Origin of the sequence: Streptomyces sp. STR69 (assembly GCF_024519455.1) — a bacterium.
Classification (GTDB): domain Bacteria; phylum Actinomycetota; class Actinomycetes; order Streptomycetales; family Streptomycetaceae; genus Streptomyces.
In genome coordinates this window covers 1-23,288 of record NZ_JALJRY010000015.1, presented here as the reverse complement: position 1 = coordinate 23,288, position 23,288 = coordinate 1, and the positions used below count along the sequence as shown (strand labels likewise).

Genomic DNA, 23,288 nt, shown 5'->3' with positions numbered 1-23,288 from the left:
AACGGACTCGCTACCGGACCGGAACCCAACGCGGCAGAAGCCCCCGGCCTCGCCCGCGCGCACCACGTCGGGCCGACCTGTCGCCGGCCCCCGACATCCACCGCCGAACACAACGGGTGACGCAGGAACCGGGTGTGACCCCGAACGACGCTGGGCAGCCCACCCGTCGGCGCCCTTGTCCCCGCACCGGGACACATCTAGCCTGATTTTGTGCCGCAAATAAACAAACCCCGAACGCACAACGCCGTGCCGGGCACCACCACCGACCTCACCCGGCTACGAGCCGTCCTCACCGCCTTCTTCGCCCTCGACGGCTTCATCTTCGTCGGCTGGGTCGTCCGCATCCCCGCCATCAAGGAGCAGACCGGCGCCTCCGCCGGCACCCTCGGTCTGGCCCTCCTCGGCGTCTCTGCCGGCGCCGTCATCACCATGATGCTCACCGGCCGCCTCTGCCACCGCTACGGCAACCACCAAGTCACCGTCGCCTGCGCCGTGTTGCTGTCCCTCAGCGTCTCCCTCCCCCCGCTCACCCACTCCGCGCTCACACTCGGCCTCGTCCTGCTGATCTTCGGCGCCGCCTACGGAGGGATCAACGTCGCGTTCAACAGCGCGGCGGTCGAGCTGGTGCGGGCCATGCGGCGGCCCATCATGCCCAGCTTCCACGCCGCGTTCAGCCTCGGCGGCATGGTCGGCGCCGGCCTCGGCGGGCTCGTCGCCGGAACCCTGACGCCCACGCAGCACCTGTTCGGCCTCACGGTGCTCGGCCTCCTGGTCACCGCCCTGATCGGCCGCCCCCTGCTCCGCCTGCGGCCTCCGGCGCCGCACGAGGACTCACCGCCCCGCCCGTCGAAGGCCTCACCGACCGGCACGCTGTCGGCCCCGCTGCCGCGCTCGCCGACGACCCCACCCGCGAACCCACCGACCAGTTCACCGGTCGGCCCACGGACGGACCCACCGCCCCACTCGCCGACCGACACACCACCGAACCCGTCACCCCACTCGTCCCACTCGTCAAGCGACACACCGTCAGGCCCTCAGCTGCACTCGCCAGTTGACGCATCGTCAGGTCCGACCCGCCGTTCACCAACGACCGCACCGTCGGGCCCACCGACCGGCTCACCCCAGCACGCGCCGCAAGCCCGCCACCCCGCACCCCGCCGCCTCGACGCCCGCACCCGCGGTCTCGTCGTCACCTTCGGCCTGATCGCCCTCTGCACGGCCTTCGGCGAAGGCGCCCTCGCCGACTGGAGCGCCCTGCATCTGCAGCAGGACCTCGACGCCACGGCCGGCGCCGCCGCCATCGGCTACTCCTGCTTCGCGCTCGCCATGACCGCAGGCCGGCTCAGCGGCACCCGGCTGCTCGAACGCCTCGGCCGGACCCGCACCCTCGTGTCCGGCGGCACGACCGCCGCCGCCGGCATGCTGCTCGGCGCGCTCGCACCCACCCTGTGGGCGGCCGTCCTCGGCTTCGTCATCACCGGACTCGGCCTCGCCAACCTCTTCCCCGTCGCCGTCGAACGCGCCGGCACCCTCGCCGGCCCCGACGGAGTCGCCATCGCCTCCACCCTCGGCTACGGCGGCATGCTGCTGGGACCGCCCGCCATCGGTTTCATGGCGGACTGGTACTCCCTCCCCACCGCCCTCACCAGCGTGGCCGTCCTCGCCGCCACGGCCGCTCTCATCGGATTCCTCACCCGGCACGCGGCAGAACGCTGACTCCCGTCCACCCGGGGTGGCAAACAAGCCAACGGTCGGCCGAACAAGGGTGGTTGGGACCGGCGAGGCGCATGAGTCGAGGCGTGGGGGAATAACGTGGGCCTCCACGACCGGCATTCGACGGTTTCGTGGCTCTCACCACGTACGCACCGTGGCTCTCACCACGTACACACAGGAGTGACCATGACGGACGAGACAGCGAGCTCCGAGCAGGAAGCGCTCTCCAAGTTCGACACGACGGTGCCGCAGTCGGCCCGGATCTGGAACTACTGGTTAGGGGGCAAGGACAACTACGAAGTGGACCGCGTCGCCGGTGACGCCTTCCGCGAGATCTTCCCCGGTATCGAGACCGGGGCCCGCGCCGCCCGCTACTTCCTGGCCCGCGCCGTTCGTCATCTGGCCGCCGAGGAGGGCATCCGGCAGTTCCTGGACATCGGCACCGGGCTGCCCAACGTGGACAACACCCATGAGATCGCCCAGCGGGTGGCCCCCGAGAGCCGCATCGTCTACGTCGACAACGACCCGTTGGTGCTGGCACACGCCCGCGCCCTGCTCACCAGCACCCCGGAAGGCGTCACCAACTACGTCGACGCCGACCTGCGCGACCCGGACACCATCGTGCGGGAGGCGGCCAAGACGCTGGACTTCGACCAACCCGTCGCGCTCATGCTGATGGGCATCCTGGGCCATATCGAGGACTTCGACGAGGCCCGTTCGATCGTACGGCGACTGGTCGCGGCCCTGCCCGCCGGCAGCTATCTCGTGCAGTACGACAGCACCGACACGAGTGAGGCCTACGTCGACGCCATCCGGCAGTACAACGAGGGTGGTTCGATCCCGTACATCCTGCGCAGCCCCGAGCTGATCGCAGGCTTCTTCGAGGGTCTGGAACTGCTCGAACCGGGCGTGGCGTCGTGCTCGCGCTGGCGTCCCGACGACAGCGCCTGGGGCCTTCCCGCGGAGGTGCACCAGTACGGCGGAGTCGGCCTCAAGCGCTGACCCCGCCCGGTTCGGCCCCGTCCTGGCTCAGGTCTCCTGAAGAATGCGATGCAGGATCGTCGGAGTCTCCTCCGGCGATTCCGCCTCGACCACCAGGCGGTTCATGACGTCCCAGTAGCACTCGATCTCGTTCGGCCGGTCGGGATAGAGGGCGGTGACGCGCTGTTCGAGGTAGACCATGTCGGGCAGTCGGCCGCCGGGCAGCCGCAGGATGGTCACGGGACCGGCCTCCGCGGCATGGCCGCCGGCGAGGAACGGCATGATCTGGACGGTGACTTGGGGGAGCCGGCAGATCTCGATGAGATGCCTGAGCTGGGCGCGCATGGTGCGGATGCCGCCGACCGGGCGGCGCAGCGCCGCCTCGTCGATCACGGCCCACAGCTGCGCCGCGGGCCGTCGGCGCAGGATCCGCTGACGGGTCATCCGCAGCATGACCCGCCGGTCGAGCTCCTCCCCGCGGGCGTCCGCGTGGGCGAGCCGGAGAGAGGCGCGCGCGTAGTCCGGGGTCTGCAGCAACTGGGGAACACGCTGGACCTCGAAGCAGCGGATGAGGCTCGCCGCCTGTTCGGCCCCGAGGTAGGCCTGCGTCCAGGTGGGCACCACATCGTTGAAGTACTGCCACCAGGCAGGGGTGTTGGCCTCTTCGGCGAGGGCCAGCAGGGTGGCACGCTCGCCCTCGTCACGGACGCCGTAGAGCGTGAGCAGGTCGGCCACGTCACGCAGTTTGAATCCGTGCCGGCCTGCCTCCATTCGGCTGATCTTGGACCGGGAGGCGCGGATGACCTCGCCCGCGTCGGTGCGGGAGATGTGCCGCGCTTCCCGCAGTTCGCGCAGCCGTGCGCCCAGGACCAGACGCGGCACCGTGGGGCCGGCCGACCGGCCGTCCAGGAGCGCGCTGTCGGGCGGTGTGGTTAAGACCTCGTCGGAACCCATGGTCGATCTCCCTGCGGTGAACGCGACGTTGTGTGGGGACGAACGCTACGGCCCGTCATCTTATGGGCTGTTGGCTGTTCACTCCCTGCGCCCATGGATTCTCTTTCCTATACGATTTTTTGGATCAGCAGGCGTTTCGAGGATCAGGGGTGCCCTCATTATCGCTCGCCGTTGCCGCAGGCCTTGACTCACGCGGGTTCCTGTCCCACGATCGCCGCATCGATTTCCTATTTGATTTGGCGGGGTAGGGCATGCGCTTCCCAACCAGAGCCGTCCTGCCCGGAGTTGTCGCCGTCTCGCTGCTCACCGCCGGGGCAACGGCCTGCACCTACCGCAACTCGGGTGTCCAGTCCGGGAGTCAGGCCTCGTCGGCCGCGCGGACGGGCGGCGGCACCGACCTCGTGGACGGCTCCCGGGCCAAGGTCGCCCCCGTGCCGGGCGGCGCCCACCCCTACTTCCAGCCCTGGAAGACCACGGGCGCCGCCGCGAAGAAGACCTACGGCCTCGGAGCCGTCGCCTTCGACGAGACGGCGGAGTGGGACCAGCAGAAGCAGAACAACCTGCTGTCCACGCTGGCGGCGCGCGGCTACAACGCGTTCGGGGTCTTCGGCGTCTCCCCCACCGACATCAACTCGACCTTCGCGGACCTCAAGTCGCAGGGCTTCCCGGTGGCTTCGCTCGGTTCCTGCCCCGCCGGCGACAAGGACGCGGCCGACTTCCGTCTCTCCACAGACGTCCAACTCGCCGCCTACAAAGCCGCGAAGGCCGCGATCGGGGCCATGGGCGGCCACGGCGTCCTGGTCCATCTGACCGGCAACAACGTCGACGCCAATACCCAGTTGAGGATCAAGGGCGTCGCCCGGGCCGCGCGGGAGACGGGCGGCAAGGTGAGGCTCCTGCAGACCATCACGGGCATCGTCGCCACCGCCTACAACCCCGCCGTCGCCGCCGCCGACGTGATCAGGACGTCCGGTTCGAAGGCGAAGGTCATCGCCATCGACGACGACGCCAAGATCCTGAGCGGCATCAGACAGGGCACGGTCACGGCGACCGTGGTGCAGAACCCGGCCGGCCAGGCCGAGATCGGGACCTGGGCCCTGGCACTCCTGCAGACGAGACAGTGCACCGTGCGCGATCCCGGCGTACGGGTGGACTCCGGTTCGTTCGTCGTCGACAAGGCGAACGTCTCGGCCTACGACACCGCGCGGCAGGCGAAGACGGCACAGCTGAAGCACCAGTTCGCCGACCAGATCCTCACCTGCGGCTGACCGGCCCCCTCCCACTCCCCCGCCGAACCCACGACAGAAATCGGAACCGCCGGATGAGCATCATCACGACCGCGACCGCCAGGCTGGTCGACATCGCCGTCGAGCAGGACCGCACCGACGCCGTGCAGTCGTTCGTCAAACAGGAGACGATCCTGGTCGACGTGCGGACGTGGGACGGCGGCACGGGAACCGGCTACTCCTACACCATCGGCACCGGCGGCACCTCCGTACTGGCGCTGCTGCGCGACCACCTGCTGCCCGCCCTCGTCGGACAGGACTCCCGCAACATCGAGGCGCTGTGGCAGCGGCTGTTCGCGCTGACCCGGGCCACCACCACCGGAGCCATCACCTCGCTCGCCCTCGCCGCCGTCGACACCGCCCTGTGGGACCTGCGCTCCAGGCGGACGGGCGAACCCCTGTGGCGACTGGCCGGCGGCCACCGCCAGGAGGTTCCGGTCTACGACACCGAGGGCGGCTGGCTCCATCTGAGCACCGAGGAACTGGTCAAAGGCGCCCTGCGCGCCCAGGAGTCGGGCTGGGCGGGCGTCAAGATCAAGGTGGGCCGCCCGCATCCCGACGAGGACGCGGAACGGCTGCGTGCCGTACGCGAGGCGGTCGGCCCCGCGCTGCACATCATGACCGACGCCAACCAGTCGCAGACGGCGTCCTCGGTGCTGCGGCTCGCGGCGGCGCTGGAGCCGTACGACCCGTACTGGCTGGAGGAGCCGCTGCCCGCGGACGACATCAGCGGGCACACCCGACTCGCGGCGGCGACCCGCATCCCGGTCGCGGTCGGGGAGTCCATGTACTCGCTGATGCAGTTCCGCTCCTATCTGGAGTCCGGCGCCGCCTCCGTCGTACAGGTCGACGCCGCCCGGATCGGTGGTATCACCCCGTGGCTGAAGGTCGCGCACCTGGCGGAGAGCCACAACGTCATGGTCTGCCCGCACTTCCTGATGGAGTTGCACGTCAGCCTCGCCGCCGCGGTGCCCAACGGCCAATACGTCGAGTACATACCGCAGTTGAGGGCGGTAACCCGGACCGGGCTGACCATCCGTGACGGCATGGCGGTGGCCCCGGACGTACCGGGCATCGGTATCGACTGGGACCCGGACGCGCTGGACGACCGGAGGGTGGCGTGACGACCGCCGTCGGCCCGCCGGACACCGTCACGGAGGAGAGAACGGCACCGCGACGACTGCCGTTCTGGGTCAACCAGCGGCTCGGCCTGCTGCTCCTGGTGATCGCGCTCAGCGTCCTGTTCGGCGCCCTGCGCCCGGCGTTCCTGGACCAGCGGCTGGTGCTCTTCCCGCTCCTGCGGGACGTCGCCACCCTGACCGTGGTCGCGCTAGCCCAGATGGTCGCCCTGTCGGTGGGCCACATGAACCTCGCGGTCGGCCGCATGGCGGCCTTCGGCGCGATGTTCGCGGGCCTCGGCTACGACCGTCTCGGCGTCCCGATGCAGGTGGGCCTTCCTGTGCCTGGCCTGGCCGCCGGTGCCGCCGCCGGCGCGGTCACCGGCTGGCTCATCGCCCGTACCGGAGTCAGCTCCTTCGTCGTCACCCTGGCCATGGACTTCGCCCTGCTGGGCCTGGTCTCCCTGCTCTACTCGGCGCTCACCGACGACGCCGCCTTCACCACCCACCCGTCCGGCATCGACGCCCTGCGCTCCTACTCCCTCGCCGACATCTGCGCGGGCCCGATCTGCGGCTCCCCCGCCGTACCGCAGATCGCCCAGTGCACCGTCCTCGCCATGCTCGGCCTCGGTTTCCTCTACGGCAGTACGCGCATCGGCCGCGAACTGCTGCTCACCGGCGCGAACCCGGCCGCCGCCGAGCTGTCCGGCATCCCCACCGGGCGCCGGATCCTGCTCGCGCACACGCTCTCCGGGCTGCTCGCCGCGCTCGCCGGATTCATGGCGGCGGCCGGCACGGGCACGTTCCGCGCCTCCATCGGCGACGACTTCATGCTGCCCTCCTTCCTCGGCGCGGTCCTCGGCGGCACCCTGCTCACCGGCGGGGTGGTGTCGGTGCTGGGCACACTGCTGGGCACCGCGCTGCTCGGTGAGAACGGCGCCGGAAAGTCCACCCTCCTCAAGGTCCTGACCGGGGTGCACTCCCCCGACGGCGGCACGCTCACCTGGTGCGGCCAACAGGTCCAGCTCCGCTCGCCGTTGGAGGCGACCCGTACCGGTATCGGTGTCGTCCACCAGGAGCGCAATCTCATCCCGGGCTTCTCGGTGGCGGAGAACATCACCCTGCAGAACCCTCCCTCCCACCGCGGGCTGATCGACCGCGAGGCCATGACCGCACCCGCCCTGGCGTGTCTCGCGGAGCTGGGCGTCGAGCTCGATCCGCGACAACTGGTACGTGAACTGTCCGTCGCCCAGCAGCAGTTGGTGGAGACAGCAAAGGCGCTCCACACCCAGAGCCGGGTGCTGCTGCTGGACGAACCCACCGCTTCCCTCTCACCGCAGGAGGCGGAGCGCCTCTTCGAGGTGATCCGGCGACTGGCCGGGCGGGGTGCCTGTGTGGTGTTCGTCAGCCACAAGCTGGAAGAGGTCTTCGCGGTCTGCGACACGGTCACCGTGCTGCGCGACGGGAAGTCGGTACTGGAGTCCGCGCCCCTGGCCGACCACACCCACGACGACATCGTCGGCCTCATGGTGGGCCGCGCCCACACGGCGACGGAGCTGCGCCCGCGCACGGTAGACCGCTCCGCCGCCCCGACTCTCGTACTGGAAGCGGTGTCCACGGCCGGCGGACACCGTGACATCAGCCTTGAGGTCCGGCCCGGGGAGATCGTCGGCCTGTACGGCCTGGTCGGCGCCGGGCGCAGCGAGTTGGTGAAGTCGGTGCTCGGTCTGGACCGCATCACCGGCGGCGAGGTCCGGGTGCACGGCGCGCCTGCCCGCATCACCTCACCCCGCCAGGCCCTGCACGAGTTCGGCATCGGATACGTCACCGAGAACCGCAAGGAGGAGGGCGTCTTCCTGGAGCAGCCCGTCGTCCGCAACATCACGGTGACGGTGTGGAAGCGGCTCGCCCGGGCCCTCGGGTTCGTGTCGGCCCGCGAGGAGCGCGACACCGCTCAGGATCTCGTCGACCGGCTCGGCATCCGGATCTCGGGACTCCAGCAGAACGCCGGTGAACTCTCGGGCGGGAACCAGCAGAAGGTCAGCCTCGCCAAGTGGCTCGCCGCGGATACCAAGTTGCTCGTCATCGACGAACCGACCGTGGGCGTCGACGTGCGCACCAAGCGGGCCTTCCACGAACTGATCTGGGACCTGGCCGCCGGCGGCCTGCCCATCCTCCTCATCAGCAGCGACCTCGCGGAGATGGTCACCCTTGCCGACCGCATCGTCGTCATGACGGACCACCGGGTCCGCGGCGAGATCGACAACGACCGTGACTACGACCGGGTGAGCGGCCGGGTGATCCGGCTGATCCATGACCGCGACGCGGTGTGCTCACGAGGCGCGTGGCCCAGGTGATCGCCGTACATCCGGAACTGCTCGACGAATACCGGGAGTTGCACCGCCGGGTACCGCAGCCGGTGCTCGACCGGATCCGGCGCAGCCACATCTCCGACTACTCGATCCATCTGCTGGGCGACCGCCTGTTCAGCTACTTCGAGTACCACGGCGACGATCTCGCGGCGGACCTGGCCGCGATGGCGAACGACGAGGCCACACAGCGGTGGTGGCAACTCACCGCCCCCTGCCAGGTGCCCGTACCGGAGGCGGCGCCCGGTGAATGGTGGGCCACGGCGGAACAGGTGTTCCTCATGGAGTGACGGGGGCGGGTCCCAACTCCGGCTGCTGCGGGGGCCGTTCAGGCAACAGGGTCCGGGCCGTCGTCGATCTGCCGCTCCAGACTCCGGGTGAGATGCTCCGTCATCGCCTCGGCCGCCCGCTCGGGGTTGCGGCGCAGGATCGCGCGGACGATCCGTTCGTGCTCCGCGACGGTCGGGCCCTCGGCACCGACCACCTTGCTGAGCCGGAAGATGTGCAGATGGGCGTGGAGTCGTTCCACCGCGTCCGCGAGCAGCGGCCGGTGCGTGGCCTGTCCGATCGCCTCGTGGAAGCGCTGGTCGAGAGCGGCGAAGTCGCGGTAGGACGCGTACCGGCCCTTGGGGCTCGGGTGGGCCTGCAGGTCCTCGACGATCCGCTCCAGGCCGTCGAGTTGTGCCTCGGTGGCGTTCACCGCGGCCAGCGCGGCTGCCCTGGGTTCCAACAGCAGCCGCATCTCGAAGAGTTCCTCAAGACCCCGGCGGGTCAGCAACTGCGTGGCCCGGTATCCGGAGAGCGCGCGCTTCACGACCAGGCCCTCGGACTCCAGCCGGGCGAGCGCCTCCCGGACGGGGGTCGGCGAGACCTTGAGCGTGCGGGCCAGCGCCTCGATGCCGACACGTGCGCCGGGGGCGATCTCGTGGTCCATGACCATCGCCTTGATGCTCTCGTACACGCTGTCCGACAGTGCGAGCCGGGCGGGCGGCACGCTCGGCTCGTCGCCTTCGTCCGGAACCCCGGCCGCGGAAGGACTGTGCGGCGGCATCCCCACTCCCCCTCAAAGGCTCGGCGTATCCGCACAGTTTAGCCAGGTGGGCAGAGCGGGCCGCCGTGAACGGAACACCTCGGTCCGGCGACGGGTGACCGTCACCCCGCCTCTGCGGGAACCGCCGCCCCCTCGCTCTTCTCGGTCAGGTCGAGGCTGCTGCGCAGGCCGGCCGGCTTCAGCAGGATCGCGGCGATCACCGCGAGCAGGGCCGCCCCGGCGGAGAGCAGGAAGATCTGCGCGGTGGCGTCGCCGTAGGCGACACGGACGATCTCCCGCACGGCGACGGCGTCCGCTCCGGTGGCGGTGCCGGTGCTCCGCAGTCCCGCGTCGGCGAGACCGTGTGCGATCTGGTCCTGGACGTGCCGGGCCAGTACGGCGCCGAGCACGGAGACACCGATCGTGCCGCCGAGCGAACGGAAGAAGGACACCGTGGAGCTGGCCGCGCCGATGTCCTTCAGGGGCACGGTGTTCTGCACGACGAGCACGAGGTTCTGCAGCGTCATCCCGACGCCCATCCCGACGCAGAGCATCTCCACGCTCAGCAGGAGGATCGGCGTCCTGGAGTCGAGGGTGCCGAGACCGGCGAAGCCGACCGTGAGCAGGACGGCGCCGGTGATGATGAACGGCTTGATCTTCCCGGTCCTGCTGATCAGCCGGCCCGCGACGGTGGAGGCGACGAGGATGCCCACCATCATGGGAATCGTCAGCAGACCGGCCTCGGTCGGGCTGTGCCCCCGACTGAGCTGGAAGTACTGGCTGAGGAAAACGGCGGCGCCGAACATCGCCGTGCCGACGGCGAGGCTGCCGACGATCGCCAGGGCGGTCGTCCGCTGTCGCACGATGCCGAGCGGTACGACGGGTTCGGCGGCCCGCGACTCCACCCACACGGCGACCGCGATCAGCGCCAGCCCGCCGCCCACCATGGCCCCGGTCTGCCAGGAGGCCCAGCCGAAGGAGTTGTCGACGAAGGACACCCACACCAGCAGCACACTGACCCCGGCGGCGATCAGGGTCGCCCCCAGGTAGTCGATCCTGACGTTCTCACGGCGGATGACGGGCAGGTTCAGCGTCCGCTGGAGCATGAACAGGGCTACGACGGCGATCGGCACGCCGATGAAGAAGCACCACCGCCACCCCAGCCACGAGGTGTCGACGATGACCCCGCCGAGCAGCGGTCCGCCGATGGTCGACGTCGCGGTGACACTGCTCAGGTAGCCGCTGTAGCGACCGCGCTCGCGGGGCGGAATCATCGCCGCCAGGGATATCTGGACGAGGGCCTGAACACCGCCCACGCCGACGCCCTGCAGAGCCCGTGAGGCGATGAGCTGCCCGGCGGTCTGACTGATCCCGGAGGCCACGGCCCCCAGCACGAACACGGTGATGGACGCCTGCACGAGGGTCTTCTTGCTGAACAGGTCGGCGAGCTTGCCCCAGATCGGTGTCGTCGCCGTGGTGGTGAGAAGGGTCGCGGTGACGACCCACGTGTACTGGGTCTGCGATCCGTGCACCGCCCCGATGATCTTCGGCAGCGCACTGGAGACGACCGTACTGCTGAGGGTCGACACGAACAGCGCGAGCAGCAGCCCGCTGAGCGCCTTCAACACCTTGCGACGGGCTGCGGGAGACGTGTCCGTGGGACTCGCCCCGTTCACTGCCGTGCTCATCCTACGAACCCCCAGCACCCAGCTCGCTATACACCGCGTATAGCGACATCGCCTCACCATACATGGCGTACAGCGGCGGGGAAGAGTGCCGTCGTGTCCGACCTGTTCGGACGCCGCGCGTGACCTGAGCCAGTGCACAACGCGTGCACATGACCACGGGCGAGAATCACCAGGGCCCGCCCACTTGCCCCCGGCTCCCCGGCCATCGACCTCATCTCGCCCTCATCTTCGTTCTCGCCAGATCGAGGAAGTGGAAGAGGAATGCGCAGAACCAGCGGCTAGGGATGCTTCTTCACCGTGGCGGCACTGTTCGGGATACTCGCACTGGCAGCAGCACATGATCTCAACTTGTGCCGCAAGCGCTCGGCGCCGACCGAGTTGCCCGACAGGCGCCCCGGGCTGAGCCCGAGGGTCGCCGACGGCCGGGTCATGAAGAGCGTCTCCCCTGGTGAACTGGAACGGTTGTCGGTCGCGGAGCCACTATTCCTGTACGACTGCGCGGCCCACTGAACCGGGCGGCTCGGGTCACGGGGGGGGTCTCATGACGTCAGCGGGTTCTGGCCTAGCCGGCACTGGCCCAGGTTGCGGTGAAGTCGCTGCCGGTGATGTTGGTGCTCAGCGCGCTGACGGTGTCCTTGTTCCGGCCCCTCGTGCCGGTGGTCATGATGATCTGCGACGGGTTGGCGTTGCCGAGCGGGGCGGCGTTGACCTGGGCTTCAGTGATGGAGACGGTGCCGAAGTTCGCCAGCGGCGGGATGCAGCCGTTGTCACAGGGGGGCAGCCCCACGATGACCTCGGCGGAACTGGGCGGCGGGCTCGAGGCCGCGCCGACCGGACGCTCCGACCAGTACCCGGTGTAGTCCAGGATCCCCATGTCGTAGTTCTTGAGGACGGCGTTGTAGGCCGAGAAGGCGGTCAACTCGTCGCCAGGGTGGACGGGTTCGCTGAAGGTGTGCCGCTGATCCGGGTAGAACTGGTACCAGGCGTAGTACACCGGGGTGCCGTTCGAGCAGTCGGCCTCGGTACCGATCTGCTCGACCGTGCTGCTGTTGTAGCCGCCCAGGCCCACCCAGACGCTGGAGTACTGGCTGCCGGAGGCGCAGCTGACCGCCGGCAGCTCCCACGTGGCCTGGACGAGGTTGTAGGAGCCTACGGCGGCGTACCCGGACCAGTCGGCGCTTAGCACGGGGGCCGCGCCGGCGGCGCTCGCCGAGAACAGCACGGACGCGGCGGCGAGGACGAGCGAGGCGAGGAAGATGCACATGCGTCCTAACAAGGGGGTGCTCCCTGGGAAGGTCGGAGGGCCCGGCGGCGGTCGGCTCCCGCCGCCGGGTCTGCCATCATTCCGTCCCGCCCACGCTCGCGACCACTCTTCGTCAGGAGCCGTGCCTGCGCGCGTACCTGCCGGTCCATCACGAATCACCATCACGACCGAGAAGGCCCGTCAGTCCTCTACTGACGGGCCTTCAAAACTGGCCCTCAGGTTCTCCGCTACCAGGTGACGGGGAGACGCGAAAGGCCACAGACCCGGCTTCCGTTGGTCCATGCGAGTTCCTCCGCTGTGCCCACAAGGGCGAGAGTGGGAAATTCCCGAATCACCGAGCCGATGGCCACTTGCAACTCAACGCGAGCGAGGTTGGCTCCGAGACAGTAGTGAGGGCCGTGGCCGAAGGCGAGGTGCTTGTCGTCGGCGCGACGAATGTCGAATGCATCAGGGGCAGGAAAGTGCCGCGGATCGAAATTCGCGGCCACGACAGGGGCGAGAACGCCCTGACCTTGCTCGACGGTGGCCCCCGAGGGAAGCGCCACGGTTTCGGTTGCCACTCGCAACAGGCCTCCGTGGCCCGGGACTTCCATGCGGAGGATCTCTTCCACGGCAGTGGGCACGAGTGCGGGATCGTGGCGGACCGTCGTGAGTTGGTTCGGGTGCCGTAGGAGAGCGAGGATGCCGCGGCCGATGACGTTGCCGGTGGTCTCGTGGCCCGCGACAATCAACCCTCGTACCATGCGGGCCAGTTCGTCCGCGCTGAGCCGGTCGTTCTCGTCGTGCGCATTGATGAGGGCGTCGAGCAGATCTTCGCCCGGATTCCTGCGGCGCGCGGCGATGAGGGCATCGACGTAGGCGGTGAACTCCGCGGCGGCCTTGAAGCGCTGCGGTGCGGAAGCGGTGCTGGTGGACAGGAACGTGTCCGACCAGCTGCGGAAGTACGGACTGTCCTCAGCCGGGACACCGAGCAGTTCGCAGATGATGTTGATCGGTAGCGGAAAGGCGAAGGCTGCCATCAGGTCCGCCGGACGCGACCCGACACGCATCTCCGTCAGCAGTTGGTCTGCGACAGCTTGGATCCGGGGCCGCCAGCTCTCCGCCCTCCGGGGAGTGAACGCCGCCTGCACTATGCGCCGAAGCCGGGCGTGATCCGGCGGGTCCATGTTGACCAGCGCGTTCGGATCGTCCGAGAAGTCGGCGTCAGGCAGCATGCGCGGAGCGCCGGCGTAACGCAGGTTCCGGCTGAAGCGCGGGTCCGCGTAGACCTCTCGCACATCGTCATAGGTAGTGGCCAGGAGGACTTCGTCGCCGCTGGGCAGTACTACGGGTGCCAGTGGGCAGCCACGTCGTCTGCTCTCGTACGCTCCGGGCGGGCTGCCACAAGGTCCCGGCGGGAACGGGAACGTGGCCTCGTCGTTGGTTGTCTCGCTGGTGTCCGGCACCATGGAACTCCTCCCAGGTAGATGCTCGGCCGGATCTATCTGATGGAGCGTCAACTCTGCAGATCCTCTAGAGGTTCAGCGTGATGTGCAAGGCTCCGGCGCCTCTGAATGACCCTCAGACAGGGTGTCCCAGAGGACCTTCTCCGACATCGTGCGGTTTCCCGTGACATCGCGGTTCCTTGCGATGCCGGCGTTGATCTCAGCCGCGAGGTCGGTAGTGCGGTGTGGTCCCCGGCTCAATTGGCAGATGACCGAGAAACTCCGCCGAAGCCGAAGGATCACCAGTGTCATACCGACGCCACGCCAGTAGTCCTGCTCCGGACTCAGACGAGGTGGCCGGGTGACCGCGCCGCTCCGGAGAGCGGCGTCCGCTTCGAGCAGCCCTCGGTGTCCGCACGGGGCCACAGTGAACGTCATAGTGCGACAACTCCGACGCCTGCTCGACGAACAGGACCAACTCCGCTCCAGTCGGCCACTCACGCGAAACGTTCCCGTCACTCCGTGTGAGCGCGCTTGACGCCGGCTCGTTGTCGATTCGACAGTGTCGGGCGTGACATCCTCCGCGGTACGACCGGTCGGGCATCCGCTTCGTCTGCTGTGCGAATCGCTGCAGTCCCGGCTCGACGAACTCAGCGTCGAGCTCACCGACGACATCAGACGCCAGATCCCTTCCTACGCGGCGATGCCGCTCGCCGAGCAGCGCAGGACGGTACGGGTCCGCCTCGGCTATGTGCTGCGCGGCCTCGCCCTCGATGTGGAACCGACGGCCGAAGACCTGCTGGAGTGCAGACCGCGTCCCGCAGAAGGGCGTACTACGGTCTGCCCGTCCAGGACGTGCTCGCGACCTTCCATCTCGTCTCCCGCCGGCTGTGGGACGAGCTGCGGGCCGCGGCGCGCGGTACGGCGGCCGAGGACACCGCGATCGAGCTGGTCGCGCCGCTGTGGTTGTGGGTCCAGGCGATGAGCGGTGTCGTCGCGGACGTCTACGCGGACGAGGCCGGGGCACGGTACGGACGCGAGGCCGGTCTGCGCCAGCGCTTCCTGGAACTGCTCCGCACCGGCGGGGAGCCCCGCGAACACACCGCCGAGATCGCCCGTGAACTGGGCTTCGACCCGGACGGCGAGTTCCAGGCCCTGTGCACGACGGCCGCCGTGTGGGCCGCGGAAGGGCGCCTCGGTCTGTTGCAGCGTGCGGCACAGCAGGTCGCCGGAAAGGTCTCCTGCGGCCTGAGCGGACAGCTGATGGTCGCCGTCACACAGCGAAGCGACCGGCCGACCTCGTCACCCGCGTGGTCAAGCTGGGCGGCGACGACGCTCTCGTGGGCGTCGGCCTCGTACGGCCCGGGCTGGCCGGCGCGGAGATGAGCATCAGTGACGCCGAGCGCGCCCTCGTGGTGGCCGAACAGGGCGGCCGTGCCACGTCGTTCGAGGACGCCTGGCTGCGGGCGAGCCTCGTCGACAGCCGGGACCGGCTGCTTCCGCTGTTCACCGAGGTCCGCCGGGTCGCGGGCGAGCAGCCCCAACTGGCCGAAACCGTCCTCGCGTTCGCCGACGCCGGGCTGTCGCTCGCGCACGCCGCCGACGCGCTCCGGGTCCACCCCAACACCGTGGCCTACCGGCTCGGCCAGTGGCACAAGCTCACCGGCACCGACCCGCGCACCTTCGACGGCCTCCTGCGCTCGGTCGTCGGCATCACGAGCTGACGTCACCAGCTGACCTCGACTGTGGAATCCACAAAGAACCGCCCGATCACTCCATGGTCACGCCGAAGACCGCCCACCGCCCGATTCCTACACTCCGTAGTTGATGACGTGCCGCGTTCAGGACACCCCATAAACGATGGAACGGATCAGGAATGGCAGAGACGGACCCGGGTTCCTATGTCATGGGAAATAGCTCGGAGGAGGCGGACAGGCTCGGAATACAGGCCTCTCTCTACGACCGCCACAGCGAATACCTTTTGCGGACCGCGGGGTTGAAGGAGGGAATGCGTGTCCTCGACGTCGGCTGCGGTACGGGTGAGGTGTCGCTCTGCGCCGCGCGGATCGTCGGCCCGAGCGGTCGGGTCCTCGGCGTCGACATGGAACCGGTGGTCCTGGAGCGCGCACGCGCCAACGCGGCGGCGTCCTCCTTCGGAAACGTCACCTTCGAACAGGACGATCTCTCCGACCTCCGCACAACCGGGCTCTTCGACGCCGTGGTGGGGCGGCTGATCCTGATTCACCTCGACGATCCGGCAGCGGTCGTGAAAGGACTGACACGGTTGGTGCGCCCTGGTGGCGTCATCACCTTCCAGGACTTCAACATCTCAAGGACGCGCGCCGTCCCCGAAGTACCCCTGGTGACGGAGACCGTGGGCTGGATCAGCGCGGCGCTCAGGGAAGGGGGCCGCAACCCTGACATGGGTGAGCAACTGGCCCATGTGCTAAGGCTTTCGGGCCTGCCCGAGCCCCGGGTGGCGGTCGCCGTGCCCACCGGCGGGCCCGACTCGGCCGCGGTGACCCTGATCGCCGAGTCGGCGCGCAGTCTGCTGCCGGTGATGGAGCGCGGCGGAATCACCACCGCCAGGGAAGCGGACCTCGACACCCTGCGCGCCCGCATGTCACGCGCCTGCACGGAGGTTCAGGCAACGGTCTACGTCCCGGAACTCGTGGCCGCGTGGGCCGAGTTGGACTGAGACATCGTCACCCCTCGGACCTCGCGGCGGACGAGCCATCGGCCTGAGAAGCGACGACAGCCGATTCGAGCAACGACAACGTCCGCTGCCCGGCGTCCAGTTGGGCACGGACACCGACCGGCATCGGCAGATTCGGCCCGGCATGCCCGAACTCGACGTTGCCCAGGACCGGGATGTCACGGTCGCCGAGGACATCGAGAACCATCTCGCGCAGGGTCGGGGATTCGCCGCCAGGCGCCCCGAGCCCGTCGATCTCGTGCGGGACGCCCACGACCATGCCGGAGATCCGGTCGAGGATGCCGCAGTGCCGCAGCACCTGCAGATAGCTCCACACATACGCCGCCTGGCCACCCGTCTCCTCCCAGAACAGCACGGCGCCGTCGAACCGTTCGAGCGGCAGCGCGTACGGCGTCGCCTGCGCGAGCACGATGCGGTTGATCCCCCCGCCGATCAGCGGGCCCTCGGTGCGACCGGCACGCCAGCACTCCCACGACGGAGTGGCCGGCAGCGCACCGATCGCCTCGTCGCCGGTCAGCAGCCTCAAGTAGAGCTGTTCAAGGACCACTTGGCGCGCTGCGGGTACGGCCTGCCAGTGCCCGCCGAGTCCGGGGGTAGCCAGGTCGGCGTGGAAACCGACCAACCCGGTGCGCGCGTAGAGCACCAGATGCAGCAGCGAGATGTCGCTGTAGCCGAGGACCGGCTTGGGATCGGCGACGACCGCCTCGAAGTCGATCAGGTCGAGGTAACCGAGCACCGTCTGACCACCGTCGTGCGCGACGATCGCCCGCACCTCGGGATCACGCAGGAGGCCATTGAACTCCTCGGCGATCTCCGCAGGCCGCGCCGCACTCCACCAACGCTGCCGCCCTGCCTGGAGAAGCGGCGCCCGCCGCACCCGAAACCCCATCCGCTCCAGCACGACCACCGCCTGCTCAAGGTCCGGCTCGTAGACGGCGTGCAGCGGTCCGGACAGCGACGCGATGACGACGAGATCCCCCGGCACCAGAGCACGAGGCCGAAGCAGTTGAGGCAGCACGGTACGGGTCACCGAGGGAGTGTCCCGACTCCCACAACACCACGCCACCCATTTACCGAGCGGCCGCTACCCGCGGGTACCCGCCGACACCCGCGTAACCCCAAAAACATAACGGTCGTTGCGTAAGCGCACATCACAGCTACCGCACAAGACAAGAGGACCCGTTCAATGCCTCACGGCAGCGCACTGCGCAGCGCGATCACCGCTACCGGCACGACTCCTCTGATCGGCGTGTACGACATGTACTCGGCGTCGATCGCCGCCCAGCACTACGACGGCCTCTTCGTCTCCGGGTTCGGATTCGCGGCGTCCTTCTACGGCCTGCCGGACATCGGTTTCATCGCGTGGCCGGACATCGTGGCCTTCACGGAACGCCTCCGCTGGGCCTTCCCCCGCCATCACCTGCTGGTGGACATCGACGACGGCTACGGCGACCCGGAGGTGGCCTGTCATGTCGTACGGCGGCTGGAGCGGGCCGGTGCCTCGGGGGTGATCCTGGAGGACCAGAAGCGCCCGCGCCGGTGCGGTCATGTGGCGGGCAAGCAGCTCCTCCCGCTCGACGAGTACCTCGACAAACTCGAACGTGTGCTGGCCTGCCGGACCACCGATCTCACCGTGGTCGCACGGACCGACGCGACCGACGAGGCCGAGATCCTCACGCGTGCCAAGGCGCTCGCCGCCACCGAAGCCGATGTGGTGCTGGTGGACGGGGTGCGAGACGTCGACGCGATCCGCCGGATCCGCGACTCCATCGGCGACAAGCCGCTGCTCTTCAACCAGATCGCCGGCGGCCGCTCCCCCCGTTTGTCCCTGGGCGAGTTGGCGGAACTCGGCGTCGACGTCGCGATCTACAGCACCCCCTGCCTCTTCGCCGCGCACGAGGCGATGGACAGGGCTCTGACCGACCTCAAGGTGACCGACGGACGGCTCCCGGAGACGGGGGACACCGGAGTCGGCGTACCGCAGTCCGTCGAACTGCTCACCCGCAATCTCCAGGGATCACAGAGCGCTCACCACGGCTGACACGACAGCGCTCTCTATCTCCGGTTGGACCCGGTGATCGTCCCGCGGCACGAGGACGGCGCCCCGCCCCCGCCATAGCCTCGATCACATCGAGAAAGCGCGCGGCCCCTCGACGGAGCCGGCCGCCCGCTCTCCGGTAGGCCGCGGCGCCGGCAGTACAGCACGCCGGGTCGATCCCATTCCACGAGAGCGCGGAGGCGTTGTGCCCTTTTCCGGATTACCCTATTCCGCTGGCCGACGGTCGCGAAACCGCCGTACCGCCGCGGCAGTTGTGGTCATCTCGGCCGCCACGTTCACGCTGAGCGCGCCGACGGCGACCCCGATCTCGACCGTGTCCGCGTCGGCCGAGACCTCGGTGGCCAGCGCCGGCAGCGGTTCCCCCTACGTCGCGCTCGGCGACTCCTACGCCTCCGGCGCCGGACTGGTCGGGGTGAAGGACGCGGAGTGCGACCGTACGAGCGGCAGTTACCCCAGTCTGATCGCCAGGTTCTTCGCCGCCGTCGGGCCGCGCCACACCTTCAAGGACGTCACCTGCAGCGGTGCCACCACGCACGACTTCTGGAACGCCCGGGGCAGCAAGCCTCCCCAGATCGACGCCCTCACCCCCGACACGAAACTCGTCACCCTGACGCTGGGCGGCAATGACGTGGGCTTCTCCGGTGTGCTCGCCACCTGCGCGCGCCTCGCCTCCTCCGACCGGGACGGCAGCCCGTGCGAGCGGTACTTCACGGCGGACGGCAAGGACGTACTGGAGGAACGCGTCGCCACCATGGAGGGACGCGTCCATGACGTGCTCGCCGACATCAGGCGGCGCAGCCCGCACGCGAAGATGATCGTCGTCGGGTATCCCGCGCTCTTCCCCGACGACGGCGTCTCCTGCCCCGAAGTCCCTTTCGCCAAGGGCGACTTCGCCTATCTGCGGGACACTACGAAGAAGGCCAACCGGGCACTGGCGCGTCAGGCGGTGGCCGCCGGGGCCGGTACGTCCTTCGCGGACACCTATACGCCGACGATCGGCCACGACATGTGCCGACCCCGCGCCGAACGGTGGATCGAGTCCCTCAGCCCCGCCGCGAACACCATGGCCGCACACCCCAACTCCCTTGGCCAGTCGGCCATGGCAGCGTCAGCGCTCTGGCAGATCTACAAGCCGTTTCGCATGTCGTAGGCGTGGTGAGGGGGCGGGACACCAAGGCTTCCGACATGCCCACGGCAGTGCCTGCCCCGGGGAAACACCAGGTCAGGGCAACATCGGTCAACGGACCGCGCCCCACCCGCCGTATAGTCGCGTCATGCAAGAGACTGGGCGGATGGAGCCGACGCCCCGCAGGAACCTGCGCGAAGAGCAGAAGATCCTCACCCATCGCCGACTGCTCGAAGCGGCCGTCACGGTGTTCACCGAGAAGCCCTTTCTCGAAGCGCGGATGGAGGACATCGCCCAGGCAGCGGGGGTGACCCGGGTGACGGTCTACGCCCACTTCCCCGGCAAGGCCGAGATCGTGGACGCGCTGGTCGAGCGCCTGTACGGCCTGATGGGCGAGGCCTACGGCGAGCTGGCCGCGCTGCCCCGGTGGACGCCGGCGGACATCCGGGCGTGGCTGGAGGGGGCGGCGGACCGCTGGCGCGAGATGGCGCCCATCCGTCGCGTCGCCAACGCGGCGGCCCCGACGGCGCTGCGCAGCCTGGGCGACGGCCGGACGCAGTACGTCGAGGCGCACGAGCGGTATGTCGGGATGCTGGTCGGTGACTACGCGCGGTGGCGGGGCGTGGACCCCGCGGAGGCCCGGCAGCGTGCGCTGATGGCCGTACTGCAGACCGAGTCGTTCTTCTCCGCCTGGATCGCCGTCGAGTGGCCCTTGGAAACCGCCGACCCGCTGCGGCTGTTGGCCGACTCACTCTGTCATCTCCTCGCCCCCGCGCTGGAGAACGACGGCGCCTCCGACTGACCCGCCCAACGGACCGTACGGCAGGGGTGGTTGGCCGTCGGTGTCGTAGCCGAGGGCCAACCACCCCTGGAGCAGCGGTCGTTGGTCAGCCGGTCTCACCAACGGCCGTTGCCCCGGCGGCCGGTTGTGTCGCTACAGCGGGCTCCGTGTGCGGAGCGCGGGCGCGGATGCCGATCGTCACGAGGGCCACGGCGGCTGCAACGAGCATGCCGACTCCGCCGACGAGGGCGCAGGTGTGCAGTGCGTCGGTGAAGCTCGCCCCGTAGGCGGCCAGGGCCCGGCCGGTCGCCTCGCCGGAGTTGAGGTGCAGGAAGGCGCCCGCCTGGATGCCGACGCCGTTCACCGTGCCGATGACCTGGCCCTGGTCGGCCGGGCCCAGGCCGGACGCGGCGACGTGGCCGGGCAGGGTTTCCAGGGTGCGGTTGGTGAGGATGACGCCGAAGATGGCCGGGCCCAGGGCGCTGCCGATCTGGCGGAGCGCGCTGTTGGCGGCGCCGGCGGTGCTGCCGAGGCGGCGCGGCAGGCTGTTCATGGCGATCGTGGTGATCGGGGCCATGGCGAGCGCGATACCGAGGCCGAGCACCGCGATGACGAGGACCGCTTCGCCTGTGCCGGTGCCGGCGTCGAAGAGGTTCACCAGGAGCGCCCCGATACCGCCGACGAGCAGGCCGGTCACCAGCACGAGGCCGGGCGAGAAGCGGTGCATCAGCCGGCCGACGACCGGGCCGAGGACGACGGTGAAGCCGTTGAGCGCGATCAGGCGCACCCTGATGTCCCAGGTCGAGGCGTGGTGGACCAGGCCGAAGTACTCGCTGAGCGAGAAGACCAGACCGACCTGGGCGAACAGCGTGAGCGCCATGACGAACGCGGCCCCGGAGAACGCCTTGGACGTGAACAGGCGCATGTCCAACATCGGGCAGCGGGAGCGCAGTTCGACGACCACGAAGGCCGGCAGTGCGAGGGCGGCCACGACGAACGCGGTCACGACCTCCGCCGAGCTCCAGCCCGGAGCGCCGCCGCCCTCGATGACGCCGTAGACGATGCTGGTGATGGCGACGATCGCGAGGAGTTGGCCGGGGATGTCGAGGTGGCGTTCGCGGTCGGAGCGGGAGTCGACCAGGACGAAGACGCCGACCAGGATCGTGAGGGCGCCGATGGCCAGGGTGGGCAGGAAGATCCAGCGCCAGCTGGCGTGTTCGACGATCAGGCCGTTGAAGAGGGGGCCCAGGGTCAGGCCGAGGCCGAGGGCGGCCGTCCACAGGGCTATCGCACCGGCCCGCTTGCGGTGGTCGGGGCAGACGTGGCTGATCAGGCCGAGGGTGGCGGGGAGCAGTGCGGCGGTGCCGACCCCGGTGAGGGCCTGGCCGACGCAGACCTGGACGACGCTGTGCGCGGTGAGGGCGACGAGACAGCCGACGCAGGACAGCGCCAGGCCGATCAGGTACATCTTCTTGCGGCCGAAGAGGTCACCGATGACACCGCAGGTCAGGAGCAGGGCGGCGGTCGGGAGGATGAACGCGTCGGTGATCCACTGGAGCCCGGTGGTGGAGGCGTCCAGCGCCTGCTGGATCACCGGAAGCGCCACCGACACACCGACGACCGGCAGGTAGGAGACGAAGACTCCCAGGCAGGCCAGCAGGATGGTGGCGGTGACGTGGCGGGACGGGGAGTCCGGCTGGGGGGACGGAGGCGAGACTTCGGAGACCAGGGTCGGCATGGCACCTCTAAACGTCGTCGTACGGGGGCGGGTTGACCGGGAGTGAACTGCGCGTGGCGTGCGCGGCTAGGGCGGGGGTGACGGTGCCGACTCCGTCAGTCGTGTCCCGGGGCCCGGAGGCTGACGTGGTTGTACGGCTTGAATCTCCATTGACGTAAGCCATTTCCTTTCGGGAAATCGCTTCGGACCGTATACCGGGGACCCGGTCCTGGAGATGCCGTTGGACCTGCAAACTAAGCTGAACAGCGGCGACGACACACCGCTCCGCGGGGCATGAACGCGCAGGTGGGAGGCCGGTCAGCCGGCGGCGACGTTGGCCGTGATCAGCCGGAGGAGCTGCTTGGCCAGGGCGTCCTGGTCGGGGGTCAGGCCCATCGCGTCGCCGATCGCGAGGGGTACGGCGGCGGCCCGCTCCCGCATCCGCGCGCCGGTGTCGGTGAGCCGGAGGGCGACCGAGCGCTCGTCGTCGCGCCGGCGTTCGCGGCGCAGCAGTCCGTTCGCCTCCAGCCGCTTCAGCAGCGGGGACAGCGTGCTGGATTCCAGTTGGAGCGCGGCGCCCAGTTCACGTACGGAGATCGAGTCCTGTTCCCAGAGGACGAGCATGACGAGGTACTGCGGGTAGGTCAGGCCCAGTTCGTCGAGCAGCGGCCGGTAGCGGGCGGTCACCGCGCGGGAGGCCGCGTACAGCGCGAAGCACAGCTGGTCGTCGAGGAGCAGCGATCCCTCGGCCGGTTCCGCGGCGGCTGGGCTCATGGTGCGGCTCCTCGTTCGGGTGCTCTTCAGGGCAATCACCACCTTATCGTTCGGGTCCGGTCGATTCTATCGAGCACACTTAAGTTGTGCACGACTTAATCGCACGCTACTCTCATCCTCGTGCCGCACCACCGGCCCGGACCCCACCGGGCCCGTCCGCGGCACCCGCTTGCGAGGAGATCGTCATGACCGACAGCACCGCACCCCGCCCCGTCCTCGAACCCGCCGCACAGGCCTTCGCGGAGGCGACCGCGAACCCGCCCTACCTCTTCGACCTGCCCCCGGCGG

Annotated in this window: 20 protein-coding genes and 1 pseudogene; 13 read left to right on the top strand and 8 right to left on the bottom strand. The window is 69.3% G+C overall.

Going from position 1 to position 23,288, the window contains the following annotated elements:
• The first annotated feature begins 246 nt into the window (after positions 1-246).
• Both OC490_RS26735 and OC490_RS26730 read left to right on the top strand, forming a co-directional pair.
• A complete protein-coding gene (locus OC490_RS26735) occupies positions 247-1,716 on the top strand; it encodes an MFS transporter (protein WP_262060557.1) in 1,470 nt (489 codons plus the stop codon).
• A gap of 183 nt (positions 1,717-1,899) precedes the next feature.
• Positions 1,900-2,715 carry an SAM-dependent methyltransferase gene (locus OC490_RS26730; RefSeq protein ID WP_262060556.1) on the top strand — a complete coding sequence of 272 codons (816 nt, stop codon included), beginning with the start codon at positions 1,900-1,902 and terminating at the stop codon, positions 2,713-2,715.
• 27 nt (positions 2,716-2,742) lie between these two features.
• Here the strand turns inward: OC490_RS26730 and OC490_RS26725 are convergent, their stop codons facing one another.
• Positions 2,743-3,648, bottom strand: coding sequence for a helix-turn-helix domain-containing protein (locus OC490_RS26725; protein ID WP_262060555.1), 906 nt, complete (start codon positions 3,646-3,648; stop codon positions 2,743-2,745).
• Between the two features lie 251 nt (positions 3,649-3,899).
• On the opposite strand from OC490_RS26725, the gene OC490_RS26720 reads away from it, so the two are divergent.
• From OC490_RS26720 to OC490_RS26700, 4 genes are read left to right on the top strand one after another with little or no spacing between them, the layout of a single operon-like run.
• On the top strand, positions 3,900-4,916 hold the full coding sequence (locus OC490_RS26720) for a sugar ABC transporter substrate-binding protein (protein ID WP_262060554.1): 1,017 nt from the start codon (positions 3,900-3,902) through the stop codon (positions 4,914-4,916).
• 53 nt (positions 4,917-4,969) lie between these two features.
• On the top strand, positions 4,970-6,058 hold the full coding sequence (locus OC490_RS26715) for a mandelate racemase/muconate lactonizing enzyme family protein (RefSeq protein ID WP_262060553.1): 1,089 nt from the start codon (positions 4,970-4,972) through the stop codon (positions 6,056-6,058).
• Positions 6,055-8,409, top strand: a complete 2,355-nt coding sequence (locus tag OC490_RS49605) for an ATP-binding cassette domain-containing protein (RefSeq protein ID WP_410099008.1) — start codon at positions 6,055-6,057, stop codon at positions 8,407-8,409. Before OC490_RS26715 ends, OC490_RS49605 begins: the two co-directional genes overlap by 4 nt.
• The gene (locus OC490_RS26700) at positions 8,397-8,711 is read left to right on the top strand and encodes an L-rhamnose mutarotase (protein WP_262060552.1); all 315 of its coding nucleotides are present in this window, start codon (positions 8,397-8,399) and stop codon (positions 8,709-8,711) included. The genes OC490_RS49605 and OC490_RS26700 overlap by 13 nt, the downstream gene beginning before the upstream one ends.
• A gap of 38 nt (positions 8,712-8,749) precedes the next feature.
• Here OC490_RS26700 and OC490_RS26695 read toward each other — a convergent pair whose 3' ends face one another.
• From OC490_RS26695 to OC490_RS26680, 4 genes are all read right to left on the bottom strand, one after another.
• Positions 8,750-9,472 carry a GntR family transcriptional regulator gene (locus OC490_RS26695; RefSeq protein ID WP_262060551.1) on the bottom strand — a complete coding sequence of 241 codons (723 nt, stop codon included), beginning with the start codon at positions 9,470-9,472 and terminating at the stop codon, positions 8,750-8,752.
• A gap of 101 nt (positions 9,473-9,573) precedes the next feature.
• Positions 9,574-11,139, bottom strand: a complete 1,566-nt coding sequence (locus OC490_RS26690; RefSeq protein ID WP_262060550.1) for an MFS transporter — start codon at positions 11,137-11,139, stop codon at positions 9,574-9,576.
• Positions 11,140-11,701: 562 nt separating this feature from the next.
• Positions 11,702-12,403 (bottom strand): G1 family glutamic endopeptidase, encoded by a 702-nt coding sequence (locus OC490_RS26685; RefSeq protein ID WP_262060549.1) that lies wholly within the window; start codon positions 12,401-12,403, stop codon positions 11,702-11,704.
• A gap of 227 nt (positions 12,404-12,630) precedes the next feature.
• Positions 12,631-13,851, bottom strand: a complete 1,221-nt coding sequence (locus tag OC490_RS26680) for a cytochrome P450 (RefSeq protein WP_262060548.1) — start codon at positions 13,849-13,851, stop codon at positions 12,631-12,633.
• Between the two features lie 780 nt (positions 13,852-14,631).
• Here OC490_RS26680 and OC490_RS26675 point away from each other — a divergent pair.
• The 3 genes from OC490_RS26675 to OC490_RS26665 all read left to right on the top strand — a co-directional run bounded on the left by OC490_RS26675 (position 14,632) and on the right by OC490_RS26665 (position 16,525).
• Positions 14,632-15,213, top strand: a complete 582-nt coding sequence (locus OC490_RS26675; protein WP_262060547.1) for a hypothetical protein — start codon at positions 14,632-14,634, stop codon at positions 15,211-15,213.
• Positions 15,210-15,551, top strand: a complete 342-nt coding sequence (locus OC490_RS26670) for a helix-turn-helix domain-containing protein (protein ID WP_262060546.1) — start codon at positions 15,210-15,212, stop codon at positions 15,549-15,551. The genes OC490_RS26675 and OC490_RS26670 overlap by 4 nt, the downstream gene beginning before the upstream one ends.
• A gap of 152 nt (positions 15,552-15,703) precedes the next feature.
• Positions 15,704-16,525, top strand: coding sequence for a class I SAM-dependent methyltransferase (locus tag OC490_RS26665; protein WP_262060545.1), 822 nt, complete (start codon positions 15,704-15,706; stop codon positions 16,523-16,525).
• Between the two features lie 7 nt (positions 16,526-16,532).
• Here the strand turns inward: OC490_RS26665 and OC490_RS26660 are convergent, their stop codons facing one another.
• Complete coding sequence (locus OC490_RS26660) at positions 16,533-17,573, bottom strand: LD-carboxypeptidase (RefSeq protein ID WP_262060544.1); 1,041 nt, start codon at positions 17,571-17,573, stop codon at positions 16,533-16,535.
• A 156-nt stretch (positions 17,574-17,729) separates the two neighbouring features.
• On the opposite strand from OC490_RS26660, the gene OC490_RS26655 reads away from it, so the two are divergent.
• From OC490_RS26655 to OC490_RS26645, 3 genes are all read left to right on the top strand, one after another.
• Positions 17,730-18,584, top strand: a complete 855-nt coding sequence (locus tag OC490_RS26655) for an oxaloacetate decarboxylase (protein ID WP_262060543.1) — start codon at positions 17,730-17,732, stop codon at positions 18,582-18,584.
• 271 nt (positions 18,585-18,855) lie between these two features.
• Positions 18,856-19,752, top strand: a complete 897-nt coding sequence (locus OC490_RS26650; RefSeq protein ID WP_262060542.1) for an SGNH/GDSL hydrolase family protein — start codon at positions 18,856-18,858, stop codon at positions 19,750-19,752.
• Positions 19,753-19,876: 124 nt separating this feature from the next.
• Complete coding sequence (locus OC490_RS26645) at positions 19,877-20,530, top strand: TetR/AcrR family transcriptional regulator (protein WP_262060541.1); 654 nt, start codon at positions 19,877-19,879, stop codon at positions 20,528-20,530.
• A gap of 85 nt (positions 20,531-20,615) precedes the next feature.
• On the opposite strand, the gene OC490_RS26640 is transcribed toward OC490_RS26645, so the two are convergent.
• Both OC490_RS26640 and OC490_RS26635 read right to left on the bottom strand, forming a co-directional pair.
• Positions 20,616-22,247 carry an MFS transporter gene (locus tag OC490_RS26640; protein WP_262060540.1) on the bottom strand — a complete coding sequence of 544 codons (1,632 nt, stop codon included), beginning with the start codon at positions 22,245-22,247 and terminating at the stop codon, positions 20,616-20,618.
• 297 nt (positions 22,248-22,544) lie between these two features.
• Positions 22,545-23,000 (bottom strand): MarR family winged helix-turn-helix transcriptional regulator, encoded by a 456-nt coding sequence (locus tag OC490_RS26635; RefSeq protein ID WP_262060539.1) that lies wholly within the window; start codon positions 22,998-23,000, stop codon positions 22,545-22,547.
• A 185-nt stretch (positions 23,001-23,185) separates the two neighbouring features.
• Here OC490_RS26635 and OC490_RS26630 point away from each other — a divergent pair.
• Positions 23,186-23,288, top strand: a pseudogene (locus tag OC490_RS26630) (esterase); the annotation flags it as partial.